Source organism: Comamonas suwonensis (genome assembly GCF_012844455.2).
Classification (GTDB): Bacteria; Pseudomonadota; Gammaproteobacteria; order Burkholderiales; family Burkholderiaceae_C; genus Comamonas; species Comamonas suwonensis.
This window is the reverse complement of record NZ_JABBCQ020000006.1, coordinates 91,183-109,829: the sequence shown is the minus strand read 5'-3', so window position 1 is coordinate 109,829 and position 18,647 is coordinate 91,183. Positions and strand designations below refer to the sequence as shown.

The 18,647-nt window shown below is 59.6% G+C and carries 17 protein-coding genes; 12 read left to right on the top strand and 5 right to left on the bottom strand.

Annotated elements, in window-relative coordinates:
- The first annotated feature begins 18 nt into the window (after positions 1-18).
- Together HF327_RS08645 and HF327_RS08640 are read left to right on the top strand one after the other, a co-directional pair.
- On the top strand, positions 19-825 hold the full coding sequence (locus HF327_RS08645; protein ID WP_169107863.1) for a hypothetical protein: 807 nt from the start codon (positions 19-21) through the stop codon (positions 823-825).
- A gap of 113 nt (positions 826-938) precedes the next feature.
- Positions 939-2,906 (top strand): MFS transporter, encoded by a 1,968-nt coding sequence (locus tag HF327_RS08640; RefSeq protein ID WP_169107862.1) that lies wholly within the window; start codon positions 939-941, stop codon positions 2,904-2,906.
- A 12-nt stretch (positions 2,907-2,918) separates the two neighbouring features.
- On the opposite strand, the gene HF327_RS08635 is transcribed toward HF327_RS08640, so the two are convergent.
- Positions 2,919-3,689, bottom strand: a complete 771-nt coding sequence (locus HF327_RS08635; protein ID WP_169107861.1) for a DUF3047 domain-containing protein — start codon at positions 3,687-3,689, stop codon at positions 2,919-2,921.
- A gap of 229 nt (positions 3,690-3,918) precedes the next feature.
- Between HF327_RS08635 and HF327_RS08630 the strand changes: the two genes are divergently transcribed.
- The 3 genes from HF327_RS08630 to HF327_RS08620 all read left to right on the top strand — a co-directional run bounded on the left by HF327_RS08630 (position 3,919) and on the right by HF327_RS08620 (position 6,460).
- Complete coding sequence (locus HF327_RS08630) at positions 3,919-4,383, top strand: hypothetical protein (protein ID WP_169107860.1); 465 nt, start codon at positions 3,919-3,921, stop codon at positions 4,381-4,383.
- 64 nt (positions 4,384-4,447) lie between these two features.
- Positions 4,448-5,263: a DUF2145 domain-containing protein gene (locus HF327_RS08625; protein WP_407927032.1), complete on the top strand. Its 816-nt coding sequence runs from the start codon at positions 4,448-4,450 to the stop codon at positions 5,261-5,263.
- Positions 5,264-5,335: 72 nt separating this feature from the next.
- A complete protein-coding gene (locus HF327_RS08620) occupies positions 5,336-6,460 on the top strand; it encodes a zinc ribbon domain-containing protein (RefSeq protein ID WP_236024104.1) in 1,125 nt (374 codons plus the stop codon).
- A gap of 21 nt (positions 6,461-6,481) precedes the next feature.
- Here HF327_RS08620 and HF327_RS22340 read toward each other — a convergent pair whose 3' ends face one another.
- A complete protein-coding gene (locus tag HF327_RS22340; protein ID WP_328701767.1) occupies positions 6,482-7,843 on the bottom strand; it encodes a GGDEF domain-containing protein in 1,362 nt (453 codons plus the stop codon).
- A 355-nt stretch (positions 7,844-8,198) separates the two neighbouring features.
- Positions 8,199-9,371: a tRNA guanosine(34) transglycosylase Tgt gene (gene tgt, locus HF327_RS08610; protein WP_169107858.1), complete on the bottom strand. Its 1,173-nt coding sequence runs from the start codon at positions 9,369-9,371 to the stop codon at positions 8,199-8,201.
- A gap of 121 nt (positions 9,372-9,492) precedes the next feature.
- On the opposite strand from tgt, the gene HF327_RS08605 reads away from it, so the two are divergent.
- Positions 9,493-9,957 (top strand): universal stress protein, encoded by a 465-nt coding sequence (locus HF327_RS08605; RefSeq protein ID WP_169107857.1) that lies wholly within the window; start codon positions 9,493-9,495, stop codon positions 9,955-9,957.
- 63 nt (positions 9,958-10,020) lie between these two features.
- Here HF327_RS08605 and HF327_RS08600 read toward each other — a convergent pair whose 3' ends face one another.
- The gene (locus tag HF327_RS08600) at positions 10,021-10,443 is read right to left on the bottom strand and encodes a hypothetical protein (protein ID WP_236024112.1); all 423 of its coding nucleotides are present in this window, start codon (positions 10,441-10,443) and stop codon (positions 10,021-10,023) included.
- Between the two features lie 105 nt (positions 10,444-10,548).
- On the bottom strand, positions 10,549-11,082 hold the full coding sequence (locus tag HF327_RS08595; RefSeq protein WP_169107855.1) for a MarR family winged helix-turn-helix transcriptional regulator: 534 nt from the start codon (positions 11,080-11,082) through the stop codon (positions 10,549-10,551).
- A gap of 108 nt (positions 11,083-11,190) precedes the next feature.
- On the opposite strand from HF327_RS08595, the gene HF327_RS08590 reads away from it, so the two are divergent.
- The 6 genes from HF327_RS08590 (at position 11,191) to HF327_RS08565 (ending at position 18,645) form a co-directional block, all read left to right on the top strand.
- Positions 11,191-13,503, top strand: a complete 2,313-nt coding sequence (locus HF327_RS08590; RefSeq protein ID WP_169107854.1) for a bifunctional salicylyl-CoA 5-hydroxylase/oxidoreductase — start codon at positions 11,191-11,193, stop codon at positions 13,501-13,503.
- Entirely contained in the window at positions 13,500-14,270 is a 771-nt protein-coding gene (locus tag HF327_RS08585; protein ID WP_169107853.1) for an SDR family NAD(P)-dependent oxidoreductase, read from the top strand. The genes HF327_RS08590 and HF327_RS08585 overlap by 4 nt, the downstream gene beginning before the upstream one ends.
- Before the next feature lie 141 nt (positions 14,271-14,411).
- Positions 14,412-15,266 carry an enoyl-CoA hydratase family protein gene (locus HF327_RS08580; protein ID WP_169107852.1) on the top strand — a complete coding sequence of 285 codons (855 nt, stop codon included), beginning with the start codon at positions 14,412-14,414 and terminating at the stop codon, positions 15,264-15,266.
- 1 nt (position 15,267) lies between these two features.
- Complete coding sequence (locus HF327_RS08575; protein ID WP_169107851.1) at positions 15,268-16,431, top strand: acyl-CoA dehydrogenase family protein; 1,164 nt, start codon at positions 15,268-15,270, stop codon at positions 16,429-16,431.
- Between the two features lie 53 nt (positions 16,432-16,484).
- Positions 16,485-18,107 carry a benzoate-CoA ligase family protein gene (locus tag HF327_RS08570; protein ID WP_206764377.1) on the top strand — a complete coding sequence of 541 codons (1,623 nt, stop codon included), beginning with the start codon at positions 16,485-16,487 and terminating at the stop codon, positions 18,105-18,107.
- A 76-nt stretch (positions 18,108-18,183) separates the two neighbouring features.
- Positions 18,184-18,645: an acyl-CoA thioesterase gene (locus HF327_RS08565; protein ID WP_169107850.1), complete on the top strand. Its 462-nt coding sequence runs from the start codon at positions 18,184-18,186 to the stop codon at positions 18,643-18,645.
- The last annotated feature ends 2 nt before the right edge of the window (positions 18,646-18,647 follow it).

Genomic DNA, 18,647 nt, shown 5'->3' with positions numbered 1-18,647 from the left:
CGAACAAGGAGCCGCGCCATGCGCCTGACCCCCTCAACCGCCGCCGTGGTGGAGATCACCGCCTCTGAAGCCTCGGGCTCGCTGGAGCAGCGCTTTGCGCTGTTTGGCGGCATGGCCTTTTTGCTCACGCTGGCGTTGCTCATGCCCGGCATGGCCCAGTCAGAGAGCTACCACGCGTTTGCCGATCAGCGCGGCTGGGCGGGCCTGCCCCATGCGGCGGATGTGCTGAGTAATCTGGGCTTTCTGGCGGCCGGGCTTGCCGGTTTTTCCCTGCTGTGGCGTGCCGACTATCAACGTCTGAACGGCACGGCTCGCGCCCTGTGTGCGTTGTTTTTTGCGGGCTTGCTGTGCTCTAGCGCAGGCTCGGCCCTTTATCACTGGGCACCGCAGAACGCGACGCTGGTCTGGGACCGTTTGGGCATGAGCGTGGCCTTTGCCGGCTTGCTGGGCCTGGCAGTGCAGACCCGGGTGGACGATATCAGTGCCCGCGTAACGGCGGTGGTGATGCTGCTGGCCGCACCTATCAGTGTGGCAGTCTGGGCGCAAACCAGTAATCTCTTGCCATGGGTGCTGGTGCAGGCAGGCGGCATGCTCATTATTTTTGGGCTGGCCTTTATGGCACCGCGCCGCAATGCACTGCCGGTGGAGCTGGGCTGGGTGATTGGGCTATATGCCGTGGCCAAGCTGCTGGAGATGTCGGACAGCGATGTGTTTGATGTCACCGCGCATTGGGTGTCGGGCCACAGCCTCAAGCACTGGGTGGCAGCGGCTGCGGCACTGCCAGTGCTGCGTGCTTTACACCTGTGGCGTGAGAACGTTCATTGAAACAATGATTTTCATAGCGGCTTTCGCATGTTCATCAAGCGCTTGCGGCATAAAACCTACAAAAAGATCTGAGCAAATAGGCACAATGCCTGCAGCGCAAAAGGGAGAGATACATGAATTCCACGCCGACCGGCGAGCAGGCCGCCACCGCAGATCTACTCACAGAGACACAGGCCCACCCCAATCAGTTTGCCTTGCTGGGCCAGCGCCGCTTTGCGCCGTTTTTCTGGACGCAGTTTGCTGGTGCGGGCAATGACAATCTGTTCAAGTTCGCTTTCACGGTGATGGTGACGTACCAGCTCAGTGTCTCCTGGCTGCCTCCCTCCATGGCGGGGTTGGTGATTGGTGCGTTGTTCACGCTGCCGTACCTGCTGTTTTCTGCCACCTCGGGGCAGTTGACCGACAAGTGGGACAAGACGCGCATGTTCCGCCTGGTCAAGAACCTGGAGATCGGCATCATGCTGATCGCGGCCTGGGGTTTTGTCGAAGCGAATGTGCCCGTCCTGCTGCTGTGTGTCTTTCTCATGGGCCTGCACTCCACGCTGTTTGGCCCCGTCAAATTTGCCTATCTGCCGCAGGTGCTGAACGACCGTGAGCTGACCGGCGGCAATGGCATGGTGGAGATGGGCACTTTCGTCGCCATCTTGCTGGGGCAAGTCGCTGGCGGCTTGCTGATTGCTGTGCCTGAAGTGGGGCATATGCAGGTGGCCATAGCCTGCGTGGCCTTGGCCGTGGTGGGTCGCATCTGCGCGCAGTTCATCCCCCACGCACCGGCCACCGATCCTGGTCTGGTCATCAACTGGAATCCCATTACCGAGACATGGCGCAATCTCAAGCTGGCGCATGGCAATGTGGTGGTGTTTCGATCGCTGCTGGGCATCAGCTGGATGTGGTTCTTTGGCGCGGTGTTTCTTTCGCAGTTCCCCAGCTTTGCCAAAGAAGTGCTGCATGGCGACGAGCATGTCGCATCGCTGCTGCTGGTGATTTTCTCGGTAGGCATTGGCATTGGTTCGCTGCTGTGCGAGGTATTCAGCCGCCGTCAGGTCGAGATTGGTCTGGTGCCACTGGGCGCCATTGGCATGAGTGTGTTTGCCATAGATCTGTACTTTGCCACCCGGGCGCTACCGCCGTCAGAGCTGATGGGGGTGGGGGCCTTTTTTGCCCAGCATAAAAACTGGCGCGTGATGGTGGACCTGGGCATGCTGGCACTGTCTGCCGGCATTTACAGCGTGCCCATGTATGCGCTGATTCAGATGCGCAGCCTGCCCACGCACCGTGCACGCATTATTGCGGCCAACAACATCCTGAACGCGCTGTTCATGATTGCCTCTGCTGTGCTGGCAGGTGCGCTGCTGGCAGCGGGCTGCACCATTCCGCAGGTGTTCCTGATGACTGGCATTGCCAATGCCATCGTGGCGCTCTATGTGTTCTTGCTGGTGCCCGAATATTTGCTGCGTTTTGTGGCCTGGGTCATCACGCACTTTGTCTATCGCTTCAAGGTGCGTGGCGAGCAGAATATTCCGCGCGAAGGGGCAGCCCTGCTGGTCTGCAACCATGTGAGCTTTGTCGATGCCATCTTGCTCATGGCGGCCAGCCCGCGACCCATTCACTTTGTGATGGATCACCGCATCTTTCAGGCACCCGTGCTGGGCTGGTTGTTCAAGCTGGCCAAGGCCATTCCTATTGCGCCGCACAAGGAAGACCCAGCGACCTATGAAGCCGCGTTTGCCCGTGCTGCCGAGGTGCTGCGCGAGGGTGATTTGCTGGCCATCTTCCCAGAGGGTGGCATCACCTCCAATGGCGAGCTGCAGCCCTTCAAGGGAGGCGTCATGAAGATTCTGGAACACGCCAAGGCTGAAGGTCTGGATGTGCCCATTGTCCCCATGGCATTGACCAATCTCTGGGGTTCGTACTTCAGCCGTATTGAGCTGCGCGGTGGCAAAAACGTGGCCATGGTCAAACCCATGCGTCGTGGGTTGTTCAACCGCGTGGGGCTGGAGGTGGGTGAGCCGGTGCCTGCCGTCGGGGTCACCCCCGGTTTGCTGCAGCAGCGCGTGGCTGATTTGCTGCAGCGCGGCTGAGTAGGAGCGAAATCAGGGACGCAGATGGATATCGCCCATGTACGCGATCCCCTCGCCATGGGTGTTGTCGGAGTCCGCCGAAATGGTCAATCCAATCACCATGGGCATGGTCTGCGATTCATCGCCAAAGACCTGTTGGTAGTCCGCAGCCACATTGCGTTGCTCCTTTACCCACTGGCCTTTGCTGGCGCTGCCGCTTTGCAAGACGATGTAGCGCATGCGGTGGGTAAAGGCGTTGTGCTGCGCTGTGCCCACCGGCAGCTTGTTGTCCCAGATATAGCAAAGTGTCTCGGCCGGAATGTCCTCACCCGTGCTGATCTTGCCTAGTCTCAGTTTCGTGCGTTCGCCCAGACTCAGCTGCGATTTATCAAAGTCAAAAGACACGCAAAGCTTGATGGGAGAGTCATCACCCGCTCTGGTTTTGATATCAGCTTTGTCGATGAGTTGATCGACCCGCCAGCGCCATTGCAACTGCAGACTGGGTGTCGGTGTCTGGTGCAAGGTGTGCACCATATTGCCGTAGGCATCATGGGTGCTTACGCGCAGCACGTGCTCTCCATCCTTTTCCACCACGCTGTATTCCGTGGGGCTTTTGTTGGGGAGGGTGGCAAAGTGCCAAGGGGCGCCCAAAGGACCAATGGGCGTCTGCGAGAAAGCCGCGATGACATCGCCCTGGGCATGGCCTATGCCCGGCAGTGTCAGCGCCGCCGAGCAAAGTGCGGCCAGATACCTTGGCTTGAGCCAATAACTGCGCACTGCGCATTGTTCGGAGTCCATTCGCATGATGTGCCTGATGATTTTTAAAAGTTGTGGGCGCGGGAACAGGGCAAGATGCAGTGCCGGATTCGGTGACATGGTCTGAATTCGGTAAGAAGTATCGATTGGCGGTACTGACAGATCTGCAACACGCATATTTTGACAAATTGGCCGGCGAATTCTGTCGGCCCATAGATGATTCGTTCGTCGCGGCAAAAAAGCGGCGACATATTGCAACAACACCCGGGAGCCCTCTGTGATCAACGCCTTGACCTTTCTCCGTCCTCTTCGCAACAGTCTTTGCGCACTGGGCGCCGCCTTTGCTCTGTTGGGCGGTGGCGTGGCCCACGCCCAGAGCGAAGCCTCTCTGGTGCTGTCGGCCTTGCCTGTGGCCTCGGTGGTTGCAGCGGTATCCGGTGGTGCTTCGGAGGAAGTCGTGGCTATTCCCCTGTTTCTGTCGGCAGCCGGTGCATCCGTGGTGATCGAGGCGGTAGAGAGCAGCGCCACCGGCGTGACCTATGTGCTCAAAAATGTGGCCGACGGCACTTCAGCCGTGGTCAAGGTCTCGGGACAGGCTGCCGGTGCGCTGTCGGTCGGTGTCGGCACAGTGGTGCAGACCAGTGCCACGGCTGCGGGCGTGATTTTGTCTGCCGCTGGCAAGGTGCTGGCCTTTATCCCCAATGAAATCGGCAAGTCGCTGATGCACAACGAGCGTCTGTAACCCAGCCTGACCGGAGACTCGTATGACAGAAGAAAACACCTGCATCGTGCAGGCCATGGCCCCCATGCTGCGCACCCGCTCGCATTTTTCTCGCCCATTGGTACTGGCGCTGGGCGCGGCGCTCATCGCATGGGCAGGTTCGGCAGAGGCTGGACGCAGCTGTGAAAATCGTCCGCTGACGCCCGAGGTCATGGCCAAGGGCCTCAATCTGGCGGCGCGCACATCCAAGGCGCTGGATGCCGAGTTTCAGAAAAACGGCACACAGGTGGTGCTTCTGGCCAGGCAGGGGCAGGACTTGAGCAAGTACGACCTCAAGTACTCACACTATGGCTGGGCCTACAAAACGCCCGCAGGTCCATGGCGTGTAGCGCATAAGCTCAACGAATGCGGCACGGCGGGCGGGCATGTGTACCGGCAGGGGCTGGGCGAGTTCTTCCTCGACGATATGTGGCGCTATGAGGCCGTCATTCAGGTGCCTGTGCCTGCGGTGCAGCAAGCATTGTTCAATTTTTTGACGGCGCCTTCAGTGCTGCGCTTGCAAACTGAGCCCTACAGCATGGTCAGTTATGTATGGGGTATGAAGTACCAGCAGTCCAACCAGTGGGCGACAGAGACATTGGCTGCGGCTATGGATCCCCATGTCATTCAAAACCGTGCACAGGCGCAGGCATGGCTGCAGGCAAAGGGCTATGAGCCCAGCTCGCTCATCATCCGCGCTTTTTCGCGACTGGGTGGCCGCATGACGGCCGCCAATATCGCGTTTGATGATCATCCGAATGACAAGCGCTATGCCAGTCGGATCGAGACGGTCACGGTGGATTCCGTCACCCAGTGGCTGCAGCGCACGCAGATGGCCGCTGCGGTGCGTGTGGTGCAATAAATTCAAGGCCGAACGGGCTTCCCGCCCTTTTTTGTATTGCGTTGGCCGCTATTGATTGAGGAGTAACTGGTCATGAGTAAATCTCTGCGCTTGCCCGAAAAATGGTTTCGACGCGGCCTGTGGCTGGTAGCGCTGGCGTTTGCCTTTTTTCTGATCGGCCTTGGCGGACTGGTGGTCGGCAATTTGCCGCAACCCAATCATTCGCTGGAAGTCGAGTCCTTTATTGCGCAGGCCGACGCGCAGCGGGTGCAGGCGGAAATCGACAAGGCGCAAAAGCTGTCCAGTGCGACATCCAAAGCGCAGGACAAGGCACAGCTCAAATACGACGCAGAGCGCTCACGCTATCAATCGGCGCGCGAGACATTTGATAACTGGATTGCCACTCGGCGTGCTACGGAGCGTCCCGAGCAAGATGCCGAACTGATTGCACGCACCAAGGCACTGGATGAGCTCAAGCAAAGCGAGAGCAAGGCTCGCCAGGTGCTTGAGCAGGAGTCGATGAAAAGTCTGGAAGCTTCGCAGGCGCTCTCGGCTGCCGAGTCTGAGATGAGCGGCTTGCGTGATCAGGCCTATCCGCAATATCAGGCCGCCGCCCGCGCCAGCGAGCTGCGTGTTTTCCTCTTCCGTTTGGCCATTACCCTGCCCTTGCTGGTGCTGGCGGGCTGGCTGTTTGCCAAAAAGCGCAAGAGCACCTGGTGGCCGTTTGTCTGGGGCTTTATCTTTTTTGCGCTGTTTGCTTTCTTTGTCGAGCTGGTGCCTTATCTGCCCGACTACGGTGGCTATGTGCGCTACATCGTGGGCATTCTGGTCACGGTGTTGCTGGGGCGCTATGCCATCGTCGCGCTGAATCGCTATCTTGAAAAGCAAAAGCTGCAGGAAGCCTTGCCCGAAGTGCAGCGTCGCGAGGAGCTGAGTTACGACGTGGCGCTGGAGCGACTGGCCAAGAGCGTGTGCCCCGGCTGTGAGCGCCCCGTGGATCTTAAGAACACCGAGATCGATTTCTGCCCCCATTGCGGCATTGGCCTGTTTGACCATTGTGGCAACTGCCATACCCGCAAGAGCGCATTTGCCCGCTTTTGCCATAGCTGCGGCAGCTCTGCCAGCAAGGTGTTTACCGATCTGACCGCGCAGGCCGCCATGGAAGCTCAGACGAACGCTGACCGCAAACCAGACAGTGCAGCCTCAGGGGCTGGCTGAAAGAAAAAGTGAGAGCGCGGCTTACAACAGCCGCGCCTCGACGCGATCACGGCCTGCGGCCTTGGCGTCATACAGAGCCTGATCGGCGTGCTGCAGCAGCATGTCCAGATCTTGGTGTTCTCCCGGCTTGGCGATATGCACCAGCCCAATGCTGACGGTGGCGGAGATGGTCTGCTCACCAGCGGGCACGCGCAGGGTTCTGGTGGCCTGATTGATGCGCTCGGCAATCTCCAGTGCTGCCTTGCTGTCCACATGGGGCAGAACCACCGCAAATTCTTCTCCACCCATGCGGCCCACAATGTCTTGCCCGCGCAGCACCTGAGCCAGTGTGTGGCTGAAGCTGCGCAGCAATTGGTCGCCACCGGCATGGCCGTAGCTGTCGTTGATCTGCTTGAAGTGATCAAGATCCAGCATGAGGATGGCGACGGACTGGTGGTCATGCTTGCAGCGCTCCAGAATACGCTGGCCTTGCTTCAAGAAGGCACCACGCGCCAGCATATCCGTCAGAGAGTCGTGATTGGCGGCATGGCGCAGCTGGCGCATCAGCTCGGTGCGCGCCATGTGTGAGCCGGCTACGGCCAGTGGGCCCAGCACCAGCATGCTCAGCCCCATGCGGAACGACACCGTCTCCAGAAAGTGCGCAGGCGTAAAGTCAAACGAGCCCAGCGAGATGGCCACGATCTTGCTCAGGCATAGCGCGGCGGTAATCACCGTCAGGGTGAAGATTCGGTAACTCAACGCGCACCACAGCAGTGCGGGCAGAGAAAAGGCCAGAGCGCCCGGGCCGCCCAGCCCGTAGCTGGTGAGTTCAAGCGCAATGACCGCAAACACGGGCATGGCGCGCAGCAGCGGATGCCGCCTGTCTGAGTCAGGGCCGCCCAGCTTGCGGGTCGGCCAGCCCAGAATCATGGGCAGAAAAATCATGTAGTTCAGCCACTCGCCGCCAAACCACATCGAAAACGCCTGCAGGGGCGGAGTGTTGAAGAAGACGGTCAATACCGGCCCGCCAATGGCAGCAGAGGTCAGCGCGCTCAGCCCCGTGCCCATGAACAGCAGCAGGGCCGAGGACTGGCGCTGCATGAACAAGGTGGCAAAGGCCTGCTTGTGCATCAACATCCATGCCGCACCGACACCGGCCATATTGGCGAGGCTGAGCAGCACGGCAACCTCAGGGCGGCTGCCTGTGATCAGGTCGGCAGATATGTAACCGATGGCGACGCCTACAGCAGCGCCCGGGCGCACCCAGTCGGGCTTTTGCAGCAGCAGCCCCAGTAGCAGGCGTTGGCCGGCCAGATGGCGGAGAGAAAGCCCATAGGGCGGCCCCAGATGCCCAGCCAGGCCGCCACAAAAACCATACCACCCAGAGCGAAGGCGGCAGTCCACGTGCTTGTTTTCGGGGCTTGTGGCGACGTCATGGTCTGCAGCGGAGATGAAGAGGTGTCAGTCATACAAATGCAGCGAGCGAGCTATCTGAAATCTATGGACAAGGTCTGCATTTGGGCCTTGTGACTGGCCATGGCGCGATTTAGTTGGACGGAGTGTGACCTGTTTCAATAAAAATCATGTCGGCCTGCAGGCTTTGATGGGGCATTTAAAGGTTTTATTGACTATTGATTTCAATTGACACCAGTAATGACGCTCAAAGAGGGTAGAAGCCTGAGGGCGGAAAAAAGCCAGAGACTTGCTCTGGCTTTTGGGAGAGTGTTGCAGCAGATAGTGGGCTGATGCCCATAAACCGTTAAACCCCGCGCGCGCGGTCTGCCTTGAATTGGACGCGGAACTGGGCAAACGTGCCTGCGTCCAGTGCATTGCGCACTTCCTGCATCAGGTTCAGGTAGTAGTGCAGGTTGTGGATGGTGGTCAGCATGGGGCCGAGCATTTCGCCGCAGCGGTCCAGGTGGTGCAGGTAGGCGCGGCTGAAGCCTTCGCGGCCGCCATCGTCCCAGCTCACGCCGCTGGTGCCCGCGCAGGCGTGGCAGGTGCAGGTGGTGTCGATGGGCTGGTGATCGGTCTTGTGGCGGGCGTTGCGCATCTTCAGATCGCCGTAGCGGGTGAAGATGGTGCCGTTGCGCGCGTTGCGGGTTGGCATCACGCAGTCAAACATGTCCACGCCATCGGCCACGCCCTGTACCAGATCTTCTGGCGTACCTACGCCCATCAGGTAGCGGGGCTTGTTGGCGGGCAACAGGTGCGGCGTGTGGGCCATGATCTCCAGCATCTCGTCCTTGGGCTCACCCACGGAGACACCGCCGACGGCATAGCCGGGAAAGTCGAGTTCCAGCAAGCCTTGCAGCGATTCTTCGCGCAGGTTGAGGAACATGCCGCCTTGCACGATACCGAACAGTGCGTTGGGGTTCTCAAGGCGCTGAAACTCTTCTTTGGAGCGCTTGGCCCAGCGGCGACTCATCTCCATGGACTTGCGAGCTTCGGCCTCGGTGGTCTTTTTTCCGTTGGTTTCGTAGGGTGTGCATTCGTCCAGCTGCATGACGATGTCCGAATTCAGAATCGTCTGAATCTGCATGCTGACTTCGGGCGACATAAACAGCTTGTCGCCGTTGACGGGGCTCTGAAAGTGCACACCTTCTTCGGTGATCTTGCGCATGGAGCCCAGGGACCAGACCTGGAAGCCGCCCGAATCGGTCAGGATGGGCTTGTCCCACTTCTCAAAGCCATGCAGGCCGCCAAAGCTCTTCATGATGTCGAGGCCGGGGCGCATCCATAGGTGGAAGGTGTTGCCCAGAATGATCTGAGCGCCCATTTCTTCCAGGCTGCGCGGCATCACGCCCTTGACGGTGCCATAAGTGCCCACGGGCATGAAGATGGGAGTCTGCACCTTGCCGTGGTTGAGGGTGAGGGTGCCGCGGCGCGCATGGCTGCTCGGGTCGGTCTTGAGGAGGTCAAACTGCAACATAGCCTGCTATTTTCCCAGATGCCCGGGAGGGCTGCTGCAATAGCCGCTGCTTGCCCCAGATTCGCAACCCGTCTTTGTTGCCTGCGCCTACACTGGGGCTCACTTCGAACAGGAGAAAGCCATGCTCAAAATTATGATTGCGGTTGATGGGTCGGATGTTTCGATTGAGGCAGTACGCCAGGGCATCAAGCTGTTGAAGAATGGGCTGGATGCTCACTTTGTCATAGCTCATGTGCAAAAAGAGGCAACGCTGCTGGAGCTGGCGACGACGGACTCCGACCTGATTGCCAATGCAAGCATCGATGCAGGCATGGACCTAGTAGCACCCGCTCAGGAGCTGCTCAGAGCGGCTGGAGCCTCTTATGAAGTCGAGATCAGTCTGGGTGAAGAGGCCAACACCCTGATCGATATTGCCACGAGTACCGAGTGCGAGATGATCCTTATCGGTGCCACGGGCAAGGGGGGGCTGGGCAGCATTCTGATTGGCTCGGTCTCACGCGAAGTGGCGCGACATAGCGGCTTGCCGGTGATGATCGTCAAAATGCCAGAAGAGCGGGATGCCGAGGAAGATCCCGGAGAAGAATAAAGTCCTGATTTGATAGCTTCTTGCGCTTGATGAATAAGCGCTTGAGGCTTGTTTGCTACTTAATCATGCCGCTCGACGCTGCTGGCTGGATTCGCGCCTTTGCCAGCTGCTGTGGCCGGCGTTGCGGCGGGCATTCAACTTGCCATGCGGCATGCTGGCAAGGCGCATCAGCATCCAGCGGCAGTAGCCCTGCACGCGCAGGCATTTGTTGATTTCTTCTTCAGGCAGCGGGCCTGACACCACAACCAGCCGGTCTGCAGCTTCCCAGTCGCCCGCCATGCGCAGGCGGCGCTGCGCACCCATGGCCCATGAATGTATGCGGGTGGGGGGGCCGTGCTGGTGCACGCGGCCTGTGATGCGATCAAAAGCAATGGCGACCAGCTCGGTCTTGAGGCGGTAAGGGCGCTCACCCGTGATGGCATTGGGCGCATCACGCATGTCGTAGAGATAGTAGTGCCCCGATCTGAGCTGATACATCAGATGCAGTAAATCCATGAAGCATGCCCTCAAGCCTGTGGCGCGCAAGACTGCGTGCAGGGATTCTCTACGAAATCGCCTGAAAGAGGGTGTTTTTCGGCCTTGGCGCGAGTTTCAGTCGCTTTCCGGGACGCTCAGCACCTGTCTTAGGCGCCCCAGTTGCTCGTACAGCGCATGGGTATTCTTGCCGCCCAGCGGGGCCAGCAACTGCTCAAGCCATTGCTCATGCGCAGCAGCCATGGTTTTGAATTGCTTTTTCCCTGTCCGCGTCAGCCGCACCGTCATGGAGCGGCGATCTTCTTCATCGGCCACGCGTTCCACCCAGCCTTCGGCGACCAGCTGGTCGGTCAATCCCGTCACATTGCCGCCAGTCACCATCAGGTACTCAGACAGCGTTTTCATGCGCAGCCCTTTGGGGAAGCGGCTGAGCTGGGCCAGATAGTCAAAGCGCGGCAAGGTGGTGCCGAATTCATTGCGCAGCTGCGTGCGAATCAGTTGCTCGATCTGCGTGCTGCAAGTCAGCAGGCGCAGCCACAGGCGCACGGCCTGATGGTCGTCATGCGACAGACCGGCTTCGCGCCCCAAGGCTTCAGGCGTGGGGATGGATGTATCCAAGTTTTTTTGGGCCATAGGTGGCATGGTGCTCATGCTGAGATTTTTGTGATTCAGGGTTTGGCCTGATTTTAGTGAAAATTTCAAACATCAATAATTTAGACATAAAGTAATTTTTCAACGTGTCTGGAGCGGATGGCTGTCATGAAAATTGTCTGCATAGGTGGTGGCCCCGCTGGCCTTTACTTCGCACTGCTGATGAAGCAGATGAACCCGGCCCATGATGTGACGGTGGTGGAGCGCAACAAGCCCTACGACACCTTTGGCTGGGGTGTGGTGTTCTCCGATGCCACCATGGACAATATGCGCGACTGGGACCCCGTCACCGCTGCGCAGGTGGAGCAGGCGTTCAACCACTGGGACGACATCGAGCTGTTGTTCAAGGGGCGCAAGATTCGCTCTGGCGGCCATGGTTTTGTGGGCATTGGACGCAAGCACCTGCTGAACATTCTGCAAGCGCGCTGTGAGCAGCTCGACGTCAAGCTCGTCTTCGAGACGGATGCACAAAGCGATGAAGACTATGCGGATGCCGACCTCATCATCGCCAGCGATGGCGTGAACTCGCGTATCCGCTCGCTGCACGCCGATATTTTCAAGCCCGATATCGTTACCCGCCCCAACCGCTTTATCTGGCTGGGAACCAAGAAGGTGTACGAGGCGTTTACGTTTGACTTTGTTCGCACCGAACACGGCTGGTTTCAGGCGCATATCTACAAGTTTGACGACGAGACGTCGACCTTCATTGTCGAGACCACGGAAGAAACCTGGAAAGCCAGCGGCCTGGATACCGCGGACCAGGAGCAGTCCATCGCCTTCTGCGAAAAGCTGTTTGCAGACAATCTGCAAGGCGAAAAGCTGATGACCAATGCCCGCCATCTGCGGGGCTCGGCGTGGATCAACTTTCAGCGCGTGGTGTGCGATCAATGGTGGCTGCGTAATGCCAAGGGCAGCCATGTGGTGCTGATGGGCGATGCGGTACACACGGCGCACTTTGCGATTGGCTCTGGCACCAAGCTGGCGATTGAAGATGCCATTGAGTTGGCCCGCCAGTTCCAGCAGATGGGCGATGTGCCGGCACAAATCCCGGCGGTGCTGACTGCTTACCAGGAGGCGCGGCGTGTGGAGACGTTGCGCATTCAGAATGCGGCCTGGAATGCGATGGAATGGTTTGAGGTCTGCGGCAAGCGCTATTGCGACCAGCTGGAGCCTGAACAGTTCATGTACTCCATGCTGACGCGTAGTCAGCGCATTAGCCACGAGAACCTCCGTCTGCGCGATGCAGAGTGGCTGGGCGGCTACGAGCAATGGCTGGCCGCAAAGAATGGTGTGCAGACGCAAGGCAAAGCGCCGCCGCCCATGTTTTTGCCCTACAGGCTGCGCAGTCTCACGCTCAAGAACCGCATCGTGGTCTCGCCCATGGCGCAGTACTCCGCGGTCGATGGCGTGCCCGGCGATTACCACTTGATGCACCTGGGTGCACGGGCCATGGGCGGTGCCGGTCTGGTGTTTGCCGAGATGGCCTGCGTCAGCCCCGAGGGCCGTATCACCCCCGGTTGCCCAGGGACCTATTCCGACGAACAAAAGCAAGGCTGGAAGCGCATCAGCGACTGGATTCATACCCATACCGATGCCAAGTTCGCCATGCAAATCGGCCATGCCGGCGCCAAGGCATCGACCCGGCTGGCGTGGGATGGTACCGATCTACCGTTGGAGCAAGACAACTGGCCCATCATGGCCGCGTCGGAGCAGCAATACCTGCAAGGCGTCAGCCAGATATCCAAAGCCATGACCCGTACCGATATGGACGAGGTGCTGCAGCAGTTTGTGCAGGGTGCGCAGATGGCGGCTGACATTGGCGTGGACTGGCTGGAGCTGCACTGCGCGCACGGGTATCTGCTGTCGAGCTTTATCTCGCCACTGACCAATCACCGAAGCGATGAATACGGCGGCAGTCTGGAAAACCGCTTGCGCTACCCGCTGGAGGTGTTCAGGGCTGTACGTGCCGTGTGGCCGAAAGACAAGCCCATGTCCGTGCGTATCTCGGCCCACGACTGGGTGCCAGGCGGCACCACGCCGGAAGATGCGGTGGCGATTGCCAAGGCCTTCAAGGCTGCAGGCGCAGACTTGATCGACTGCTCCTCCGGTCAAGTCAGCAAGCTCGAAAGGCCCGTTTTTGGCCGTATGTACCAGACCCCGTTTGCCGACCGCGTCCGGCAAGAAGCCGGTATTGCCACCATGGCCGTGGGTGCGATCAGCGAGGCGGATCACGCGAACAGCATCATCGCCGCAGGCAGAGCCGACTTGTGCGCCGTGGCGCGCCCGCATCTCGCCAACCCGGCGTGGACGTTGACCGAGGCTGCCAAGATTGGCTACACCGCCATCGCCTGGCCCAAGCAGTACTACGCGGGCAAGCGCCAGATGGAAAGCCTGTTTGAACGTGAGAAGGCTAATAAATGACGCGTGATTTAAGCGATCAACATGCTTTGGTGACCGGTGCTGGTCAAGGCATTGGCGCGGCCATCGCCCGCCAGCTTCTGGCCAGCGGTGCACGCGTCACGGTGCTGGGGCGGCGTGCCGAGCCACTGCAGACAATGTCGGATGAGCACCCCGGCCGCTGCCAGATAGTGCTGGCCGATGTAGCGAATGAATCAGAGGTCAAAGCGGCGTTTTCCCAGGCGATCAAAGCGCAAGGTGCTATCAATATTCTGGTCAACAACGCAGGCCAAGCCAGCAGCACACCGTTCATGAAGATGGACGCCGCGCACTGGCAGCAGATGCTGGCCGTCAACCTCACCGGCACCATGCTTTGCATGCAACAAGTGCTGCCTGGCATGGCTGCTGCTGGCTGGGGCCGCATCGTCAACGTGGCCAGCACCGCAGGGCTGGTGGGCTATGCCTATGTGGCGGCGTATGTGGCGGCCAAGCATGGTGTGGTGGGTCTGACGCGAGCGCTGGCGCTGGAGTACGCCAAAAAAGGAATCACCGTGAACGCGGTGTGCCCCGGCTATACCGAAACGGACATGGTCAGAACCAGCATCGAGCGCGTGGTGGAGAAAACTGGCCGCAGTGCCGATGAGGCACTGGCCGAGTTCGTCAAAAGCAACCCGCAAGGTCGGCTGGTGCAGCCGCAAGAAGTGGCTGATGCGGTGCTGTGGCTTTGCGGTAAAGGCGCGGCCAGTATCACGGGCCAGTCCATAGCCGTCGCCGGAGGCGAAGTGATGTGAATCAATGAGCCCCTTAGCCGCTTTGCGGCTTCCCCTCAAGGGGATGACACCTTCGTTGCTGCGGGGCGGCTCTTGCTCGGTGCCACTGGCTGAGGCTGTGGGTATTTCGAGAAATCGGACGAAATGAACAGAAAGGTTGTTATGAGTGAATACCAAATCGACCCGGCGCTGGTCGCTGGCAACCACAAGCCGCTGGCTGGCTATCAGGCCACGCACTTTCAGTGGCAGGTGGCAGATGGCGTGGCGACGATCACGCTAAATCGGCCTGAGCGAAAGAACCCGCTGACATTTGAGTCATACGCCGAGCTACGCGACCTTTTTCACAACCTGAAGTGGGCCACCGATGTGAAAGCGGTGGTGCTGGTGGGCTCGGGTGGCAATTTCTGTTCGGGTGGCGATGTGCATGAAATCATCGGCCCGCTGGTGGCATTGAAGGCCCCTGAATTGCTGATGTTCACCCGCATGACGGGCGAGCTGGTCAAGATGATGCGCGCCTGCCCGCAGCCTATCATCGCTGCGGTGGATGGTGTGTGTGCCGGTGCGGGTGCCATCATGGCCATGGCGTCAGACATGCGCTTGGCAACGGCGCGCAGCAAGACGGCCTTCCTGTTCAATCGCGTGGGGCTGGCGGGCTGCGACATGGGTGCTTGTGCATTTTTGCCACGCATCATTGGGCAAGGGCGTGCCAGCGAGTTGCTCTATACCGGCCGCAGTCTGGGTGGTGAAGAGGGCGAACGCTGGGGCTTCTTTAACCGCCTGTGCGAGCCTGAAGCCGTGCTGGCCGAGGCGCAGAAGCTGGCTGCCGATCTGGCTGCAGGCCCAAGCTTTGCCAATGGCATCACCAAGACCATGCTGCACCAGGAATGGGCCATGACGATTGAGCAAGCCATTGAGGCCGAGGCGCAGGCGCAGGCCATCTGCATGCTGACCGAAGATTTCTCGCGGGCATACCACGCCTTTGTGGCCAAGCAAAAGCCTCAGTTCGAAGGGAATTGACATGGCAGACAGCAGCTATCTGAAATGGCCTTTTTTTGAGCCCCACCACGCCCGTCTGGCGCAGTCTCTGGATGCCTGGGCGACGAAGAACATAGAGCATGGACATGGCTCCGACGTGGATGCCGAATGCAGGCAACTGGTCAAGGCGCTGGGCGAGGCGGGCTGGCTCAGGCATGCCGTGGCGGGTAAGGCCTATGGCGGCGCGGGTGAGCAGATCGATACGCGCGCCATTTGCCTGATTCGTGAAACGCTGGCGCGGCACAGCGGACTGGCCGATTTTGCGTTTGCCATGCAAGGGCTGGGTTCTGGCGCCATATCGCTGGCGGGTACAGCAGAGCAGAAAAAGCGCAACCTGACACGCGTCGCTAAAGGCGGTGCGATTGCGGCCTTTGCGTTGTCAGAGCCTGATGCAGGCTCTGATGTCGCTGCCATGGCTTGCGAGGCCACGCTGGATGGTGATCACTACGTCATCAATGGCGAGAAGACTTGGATCTCTAACGGCGGCATTGCCGATATCTATGTCGTCTTTGTCCGCACGGGCGAGGCACCGGGCGCACGCGGCATATCCGCGCTGATTGTGGAGGCCGGCACGCCCGGCTTTGAAATTGCCGAGCGCATTCATGTGATTGCACCGCACCCTCTGGCACGGCTCCGGTTCACCAACTGTCGCGTGCCTGTGAGCCAGCGCGTGGGCGCGGCGGGTGAAGGATTCAAGGTCGCCATGCGCACGCTGGATGTATTTCGCACCTCAGTGGCCGCCGCATCGCTGGGCTTTGCACGCAGGGCGATGGACGAGGCCTTGCACCGGGTTACCACGCGCAAGATGTTCAATGGCGTGCTGGCGGATTTTCAGCTGACGCAGGCCAAGATTGCGCAGATGGCGACGCAGATCGACAGCGCCGCGCTGCTGACCTATCGCGCGGCATGGATGCGTGACCAAGGCGAGAACGTGACGCGCGAAGCGGCGATGGCCAAGATGACGGCGACGGAAAACGCCCAGCAGGTGATTGATGCGGCGGTGCAAATCTGGGGTGGGCTGGGCGTGGTCAGCGAGCAGCCGGTAGAGCGCCTGTACCGCGAGATTCGCGCCCTGCGCATCTACGAAGGTGCGACCGAGGTGCAGCAGCTCATCATTGGGCGCGATGTCATCAAAAACCATAGCTGATACCGCTCGTAGCTAAAGCGCTAGAGCCTGTTTTTGCCTGAAAGGTCGGAGTCATGTCGAACACCGTGTCGTACACCGCGCATATCGATACCTTTGCGGCTGACCATCTGCCGCCGCCCGAGCTGCAGCCCGAGTTCCTCTTCGAGTTGCCCGCGCTGCAATTCCCCGAGCGATTGAACTGTGCGGTGGAATTGCTCGACAAGCATGTGCGCGAAGGGCGAGGTGAGCGTCTCTGCATTCAGGCCGAAGGCGTGCGCTGGACTTATTCCGAGCTGCAGGAAAAAGCCAACCGCATTGCCAATGTGCTGGTGCAGCAAGGCCTGGTGCCCGGCAACCGCGTGCTGCTGTGCGCGCCCAACAACCCGATGATGGTGGCCAGCTGGTTTGGCGTCATGAAAGCTGGCGGCGTGGCAGTGGCCGCCATGCCGCTGCTGCGGGCCAAGGAGCTGTCCACCATTGTCGATATTGCGCAGATCAGCCATGCGCTGTGCGACGAGGCTTTGCGCACCGAGGTATTGGGTGCCAAAGACAAATGCGCGGTTCTGCAGCATGTGCTGTTCTTCAACAGCCATGATGCGGCCAATGCGCTGGAGCCCTTGATGCAGGCAGCATCGGCACAGTTCAACGCCGTCGATACGGCTGCGACAGACACTTGCTTGCTGGGCTTTACCTCGGGCACCACGGGCATCCCCAAAGCCACCATGCACTTTCACCGCGATGTGATGGCGGTGTGCGCCTGCTGGCCGGTGAGCACGCTGCGCGCCAATGCCGACGATGTGTTCATTGGCAGTCCGCCGCTGGCGTTTACCTTTGGTCTGGGCGGGCAAGTGCTGTTCCCCATGGCCATTGGCGCGAGCATGGTCTTGCTCGAAAAAGCCGGACCCATGCAACTGGTTGATGGGCTGGAAAAATTTGGTGCCACGGTGATGTTTACCGCACCCACGTCGTACCGCGTCATGGCGCAGCAAAGCGAGCGCGTGCGCAGAACTAGGTTGCGCAAATGCGTTTCAGCCGGCGAGGCATTGACAGCATCGACACGCGCCTTGTGGAAGGCCGCCACGGGCATTGAAATCATCGACGGCCTTGGATCGACGGAGATGCTGCACATCTTCATCTCGCACCGCGAAGAAGATGCGCGCCCCGGTGCCACCGGCAAGGCGGTACCCGGCTACCACGCCAAGGTGGTGGGTAACGATGGTCATGAGCTTCCTGCAGGCACCGTGGGCAAGCTGGCGGTAAAAGGACCTACGGGCTGCCGCTACCTGAATGACAGCCGCCAGACCAATTATGTAAGCCGGGGCTGGAACCTGACGGGCGATGCGTATTTGATGGACGAAGACGGCTACTTCATCTACCAGGCGCGCACGGACGACATGATTATTTCGGCGGGTTACAACATCGCCGCACCCGAGGTGGAAGAGGCGCTGATGCAGCACGCCGCAGTGGCTGAATGCGCCGTGATTGGCGTGCCAGACAGCGAGCGCGGCCAGATCGTCAAAGCCTTTGTGGTGCTGCGCGCAGGCTATGCCGCAAGCGATGCCTTGGGCATGGAGCTGCAGGATTTTGTGAAGAGCACGGTGGCCCCTTACAAATATCCGCGCGCGGTGCAGTTTGTAGCCCAGCTGCCGCGTACGGCCACGGGAAAGCTGCAGCGCTTTCGCCTGCATGAAACCTGATTGCTATGTTTTTAAAAGCTGCCTACGCAGGACTGGTGAGCGCTGCAGGCTGTTTTGATTGAAAGAGCTGGTTTGTATGAATGACGTGACGATGAATTCAAAGCGCTTTGCGGTGCAGGTGCCAATTCGATTTGCGCACTGCGATCCGGCGGGCATCATCTTCTTTCCGCAGTATCTGGTGCTGTTTAACGGACTGGTGGAAGACTGGTTCGATCAAGCGCTGGGCGTGAGCTATGCGCACATGCTGCAGACTGACAAAGTGGGCCTGCCCATTGTTCATCTGGAGTGCGATTTCCGCGCTATCACCCGCATGGGTGAGAGGGTGAATATGGGCCTGAGCATCCGCAAGCTGGGTAACCGTTCATTGACGCTGGCGCTGGACTGCACCGGGCCGGATGGCCAGTTGCGTGTCGCAGCGCAGAAGGTGCTGGTCTTCACGAGTCTGCAGACGCATCAGGCCATCAATGTTCCCTCTCATATACGCCAGGCCATGGAGCGCTGGTCGAGTTCATCTAATCCATCAGAAAACAGGAGCTGAAC

Coding starts and splice junctions, on each gene's coding strand:
- HF327_RS08645 (WP_169107863.1), top strand. CDS start 19: ATGCGCCTGACCCCCTCAACCGCCGCCGTGGTGGAGATCACCGCCTCT.
- HF327_RS08640 (WP_169107862.1), top strand. CDS start 939: ATGAATTCCACGCCGACCGGCGAGCAGGCCGCCACCGCAGATCTACTC.
- HF327_RS08635 (WP_169107861.1), bottom strand. CDS start 3,689: ATGCGAATGGACTCCGAACAATGCGCAGTGCGCAGTTATTGGCTCAAG.
- HF327_RS08625 (WP_407927032.1), top strand. CDS start 4,448: ATGCTGCGCACCCGCTCGCATTTTTCTCGCCCATTGGTACTGGCGCTG.
- HF327_RS08620 (WP_236024104.1), top strand. CDS start 5,336: ATGAGTAAATCTCTGCGCTTGCCCGAAAAATGGTTTCGACGCGGCCTG.
- tgt (WP_169107858.1), bottom strand. CDS start 9,371: ATGTTGCAGTTTGACCTCCTCAAGACCGACCCGAGCAGCCATGCGCGC.
- HF327_RS08605 (WP_169107857.1), top strand. CDS start 9,493: ATGCTCAAAATTATGATTGCGGTTGATGGGTCGGATGTTTCGATTGAG.
- HF327_RS08595 (WP_169107855.1), bottom strand. CDS start 11,082: ATGAGCACCATGCCACCTATGGCCCAAAAAAACTTGGATACATCCATC.
- HF327_RS08590 (WP_169107854.1), top strand. CDS start 11,191: ATGAAAATTGTCTGCATAGGTGGTGGCCCCGCTGGCCTTTACTTCGCA.
- HF327_RS08585 (WP_169107853.1), top strand. CDS start 13,500: ATGACGCGTGATTTAAGCGATCAACATGCTTTGGTGACCGGTGCTGGT.
- HF327_RS08580 (WP_169107852.1), top strand. CDS start 14,412: ATGAGTGAATACCAAATCGACCCGGCGCTGGTCGCTGGCAACCACAAG.
- HF327_RS08575 (WP_169107851.1), top strand. CDS start 15,268: ATGGCAGACAGCAGCTATCTGAAATGGCCTTTTTTTGAGCCCCACCAC.
- HF327_RS08570 (WP_206764377.1), top strand. CDS start 16,485: ATGTCGAACACCGTGTCGTACACCGCGCATATCGATACCTTTGCGGCT.
- HF327_RS08565 (WP_169107850.1), top strand. CDS start 18,184: ATGAATGACGTGACGATGAATTCAAAGCGCTTTGCGGTGCAGGTGCCA.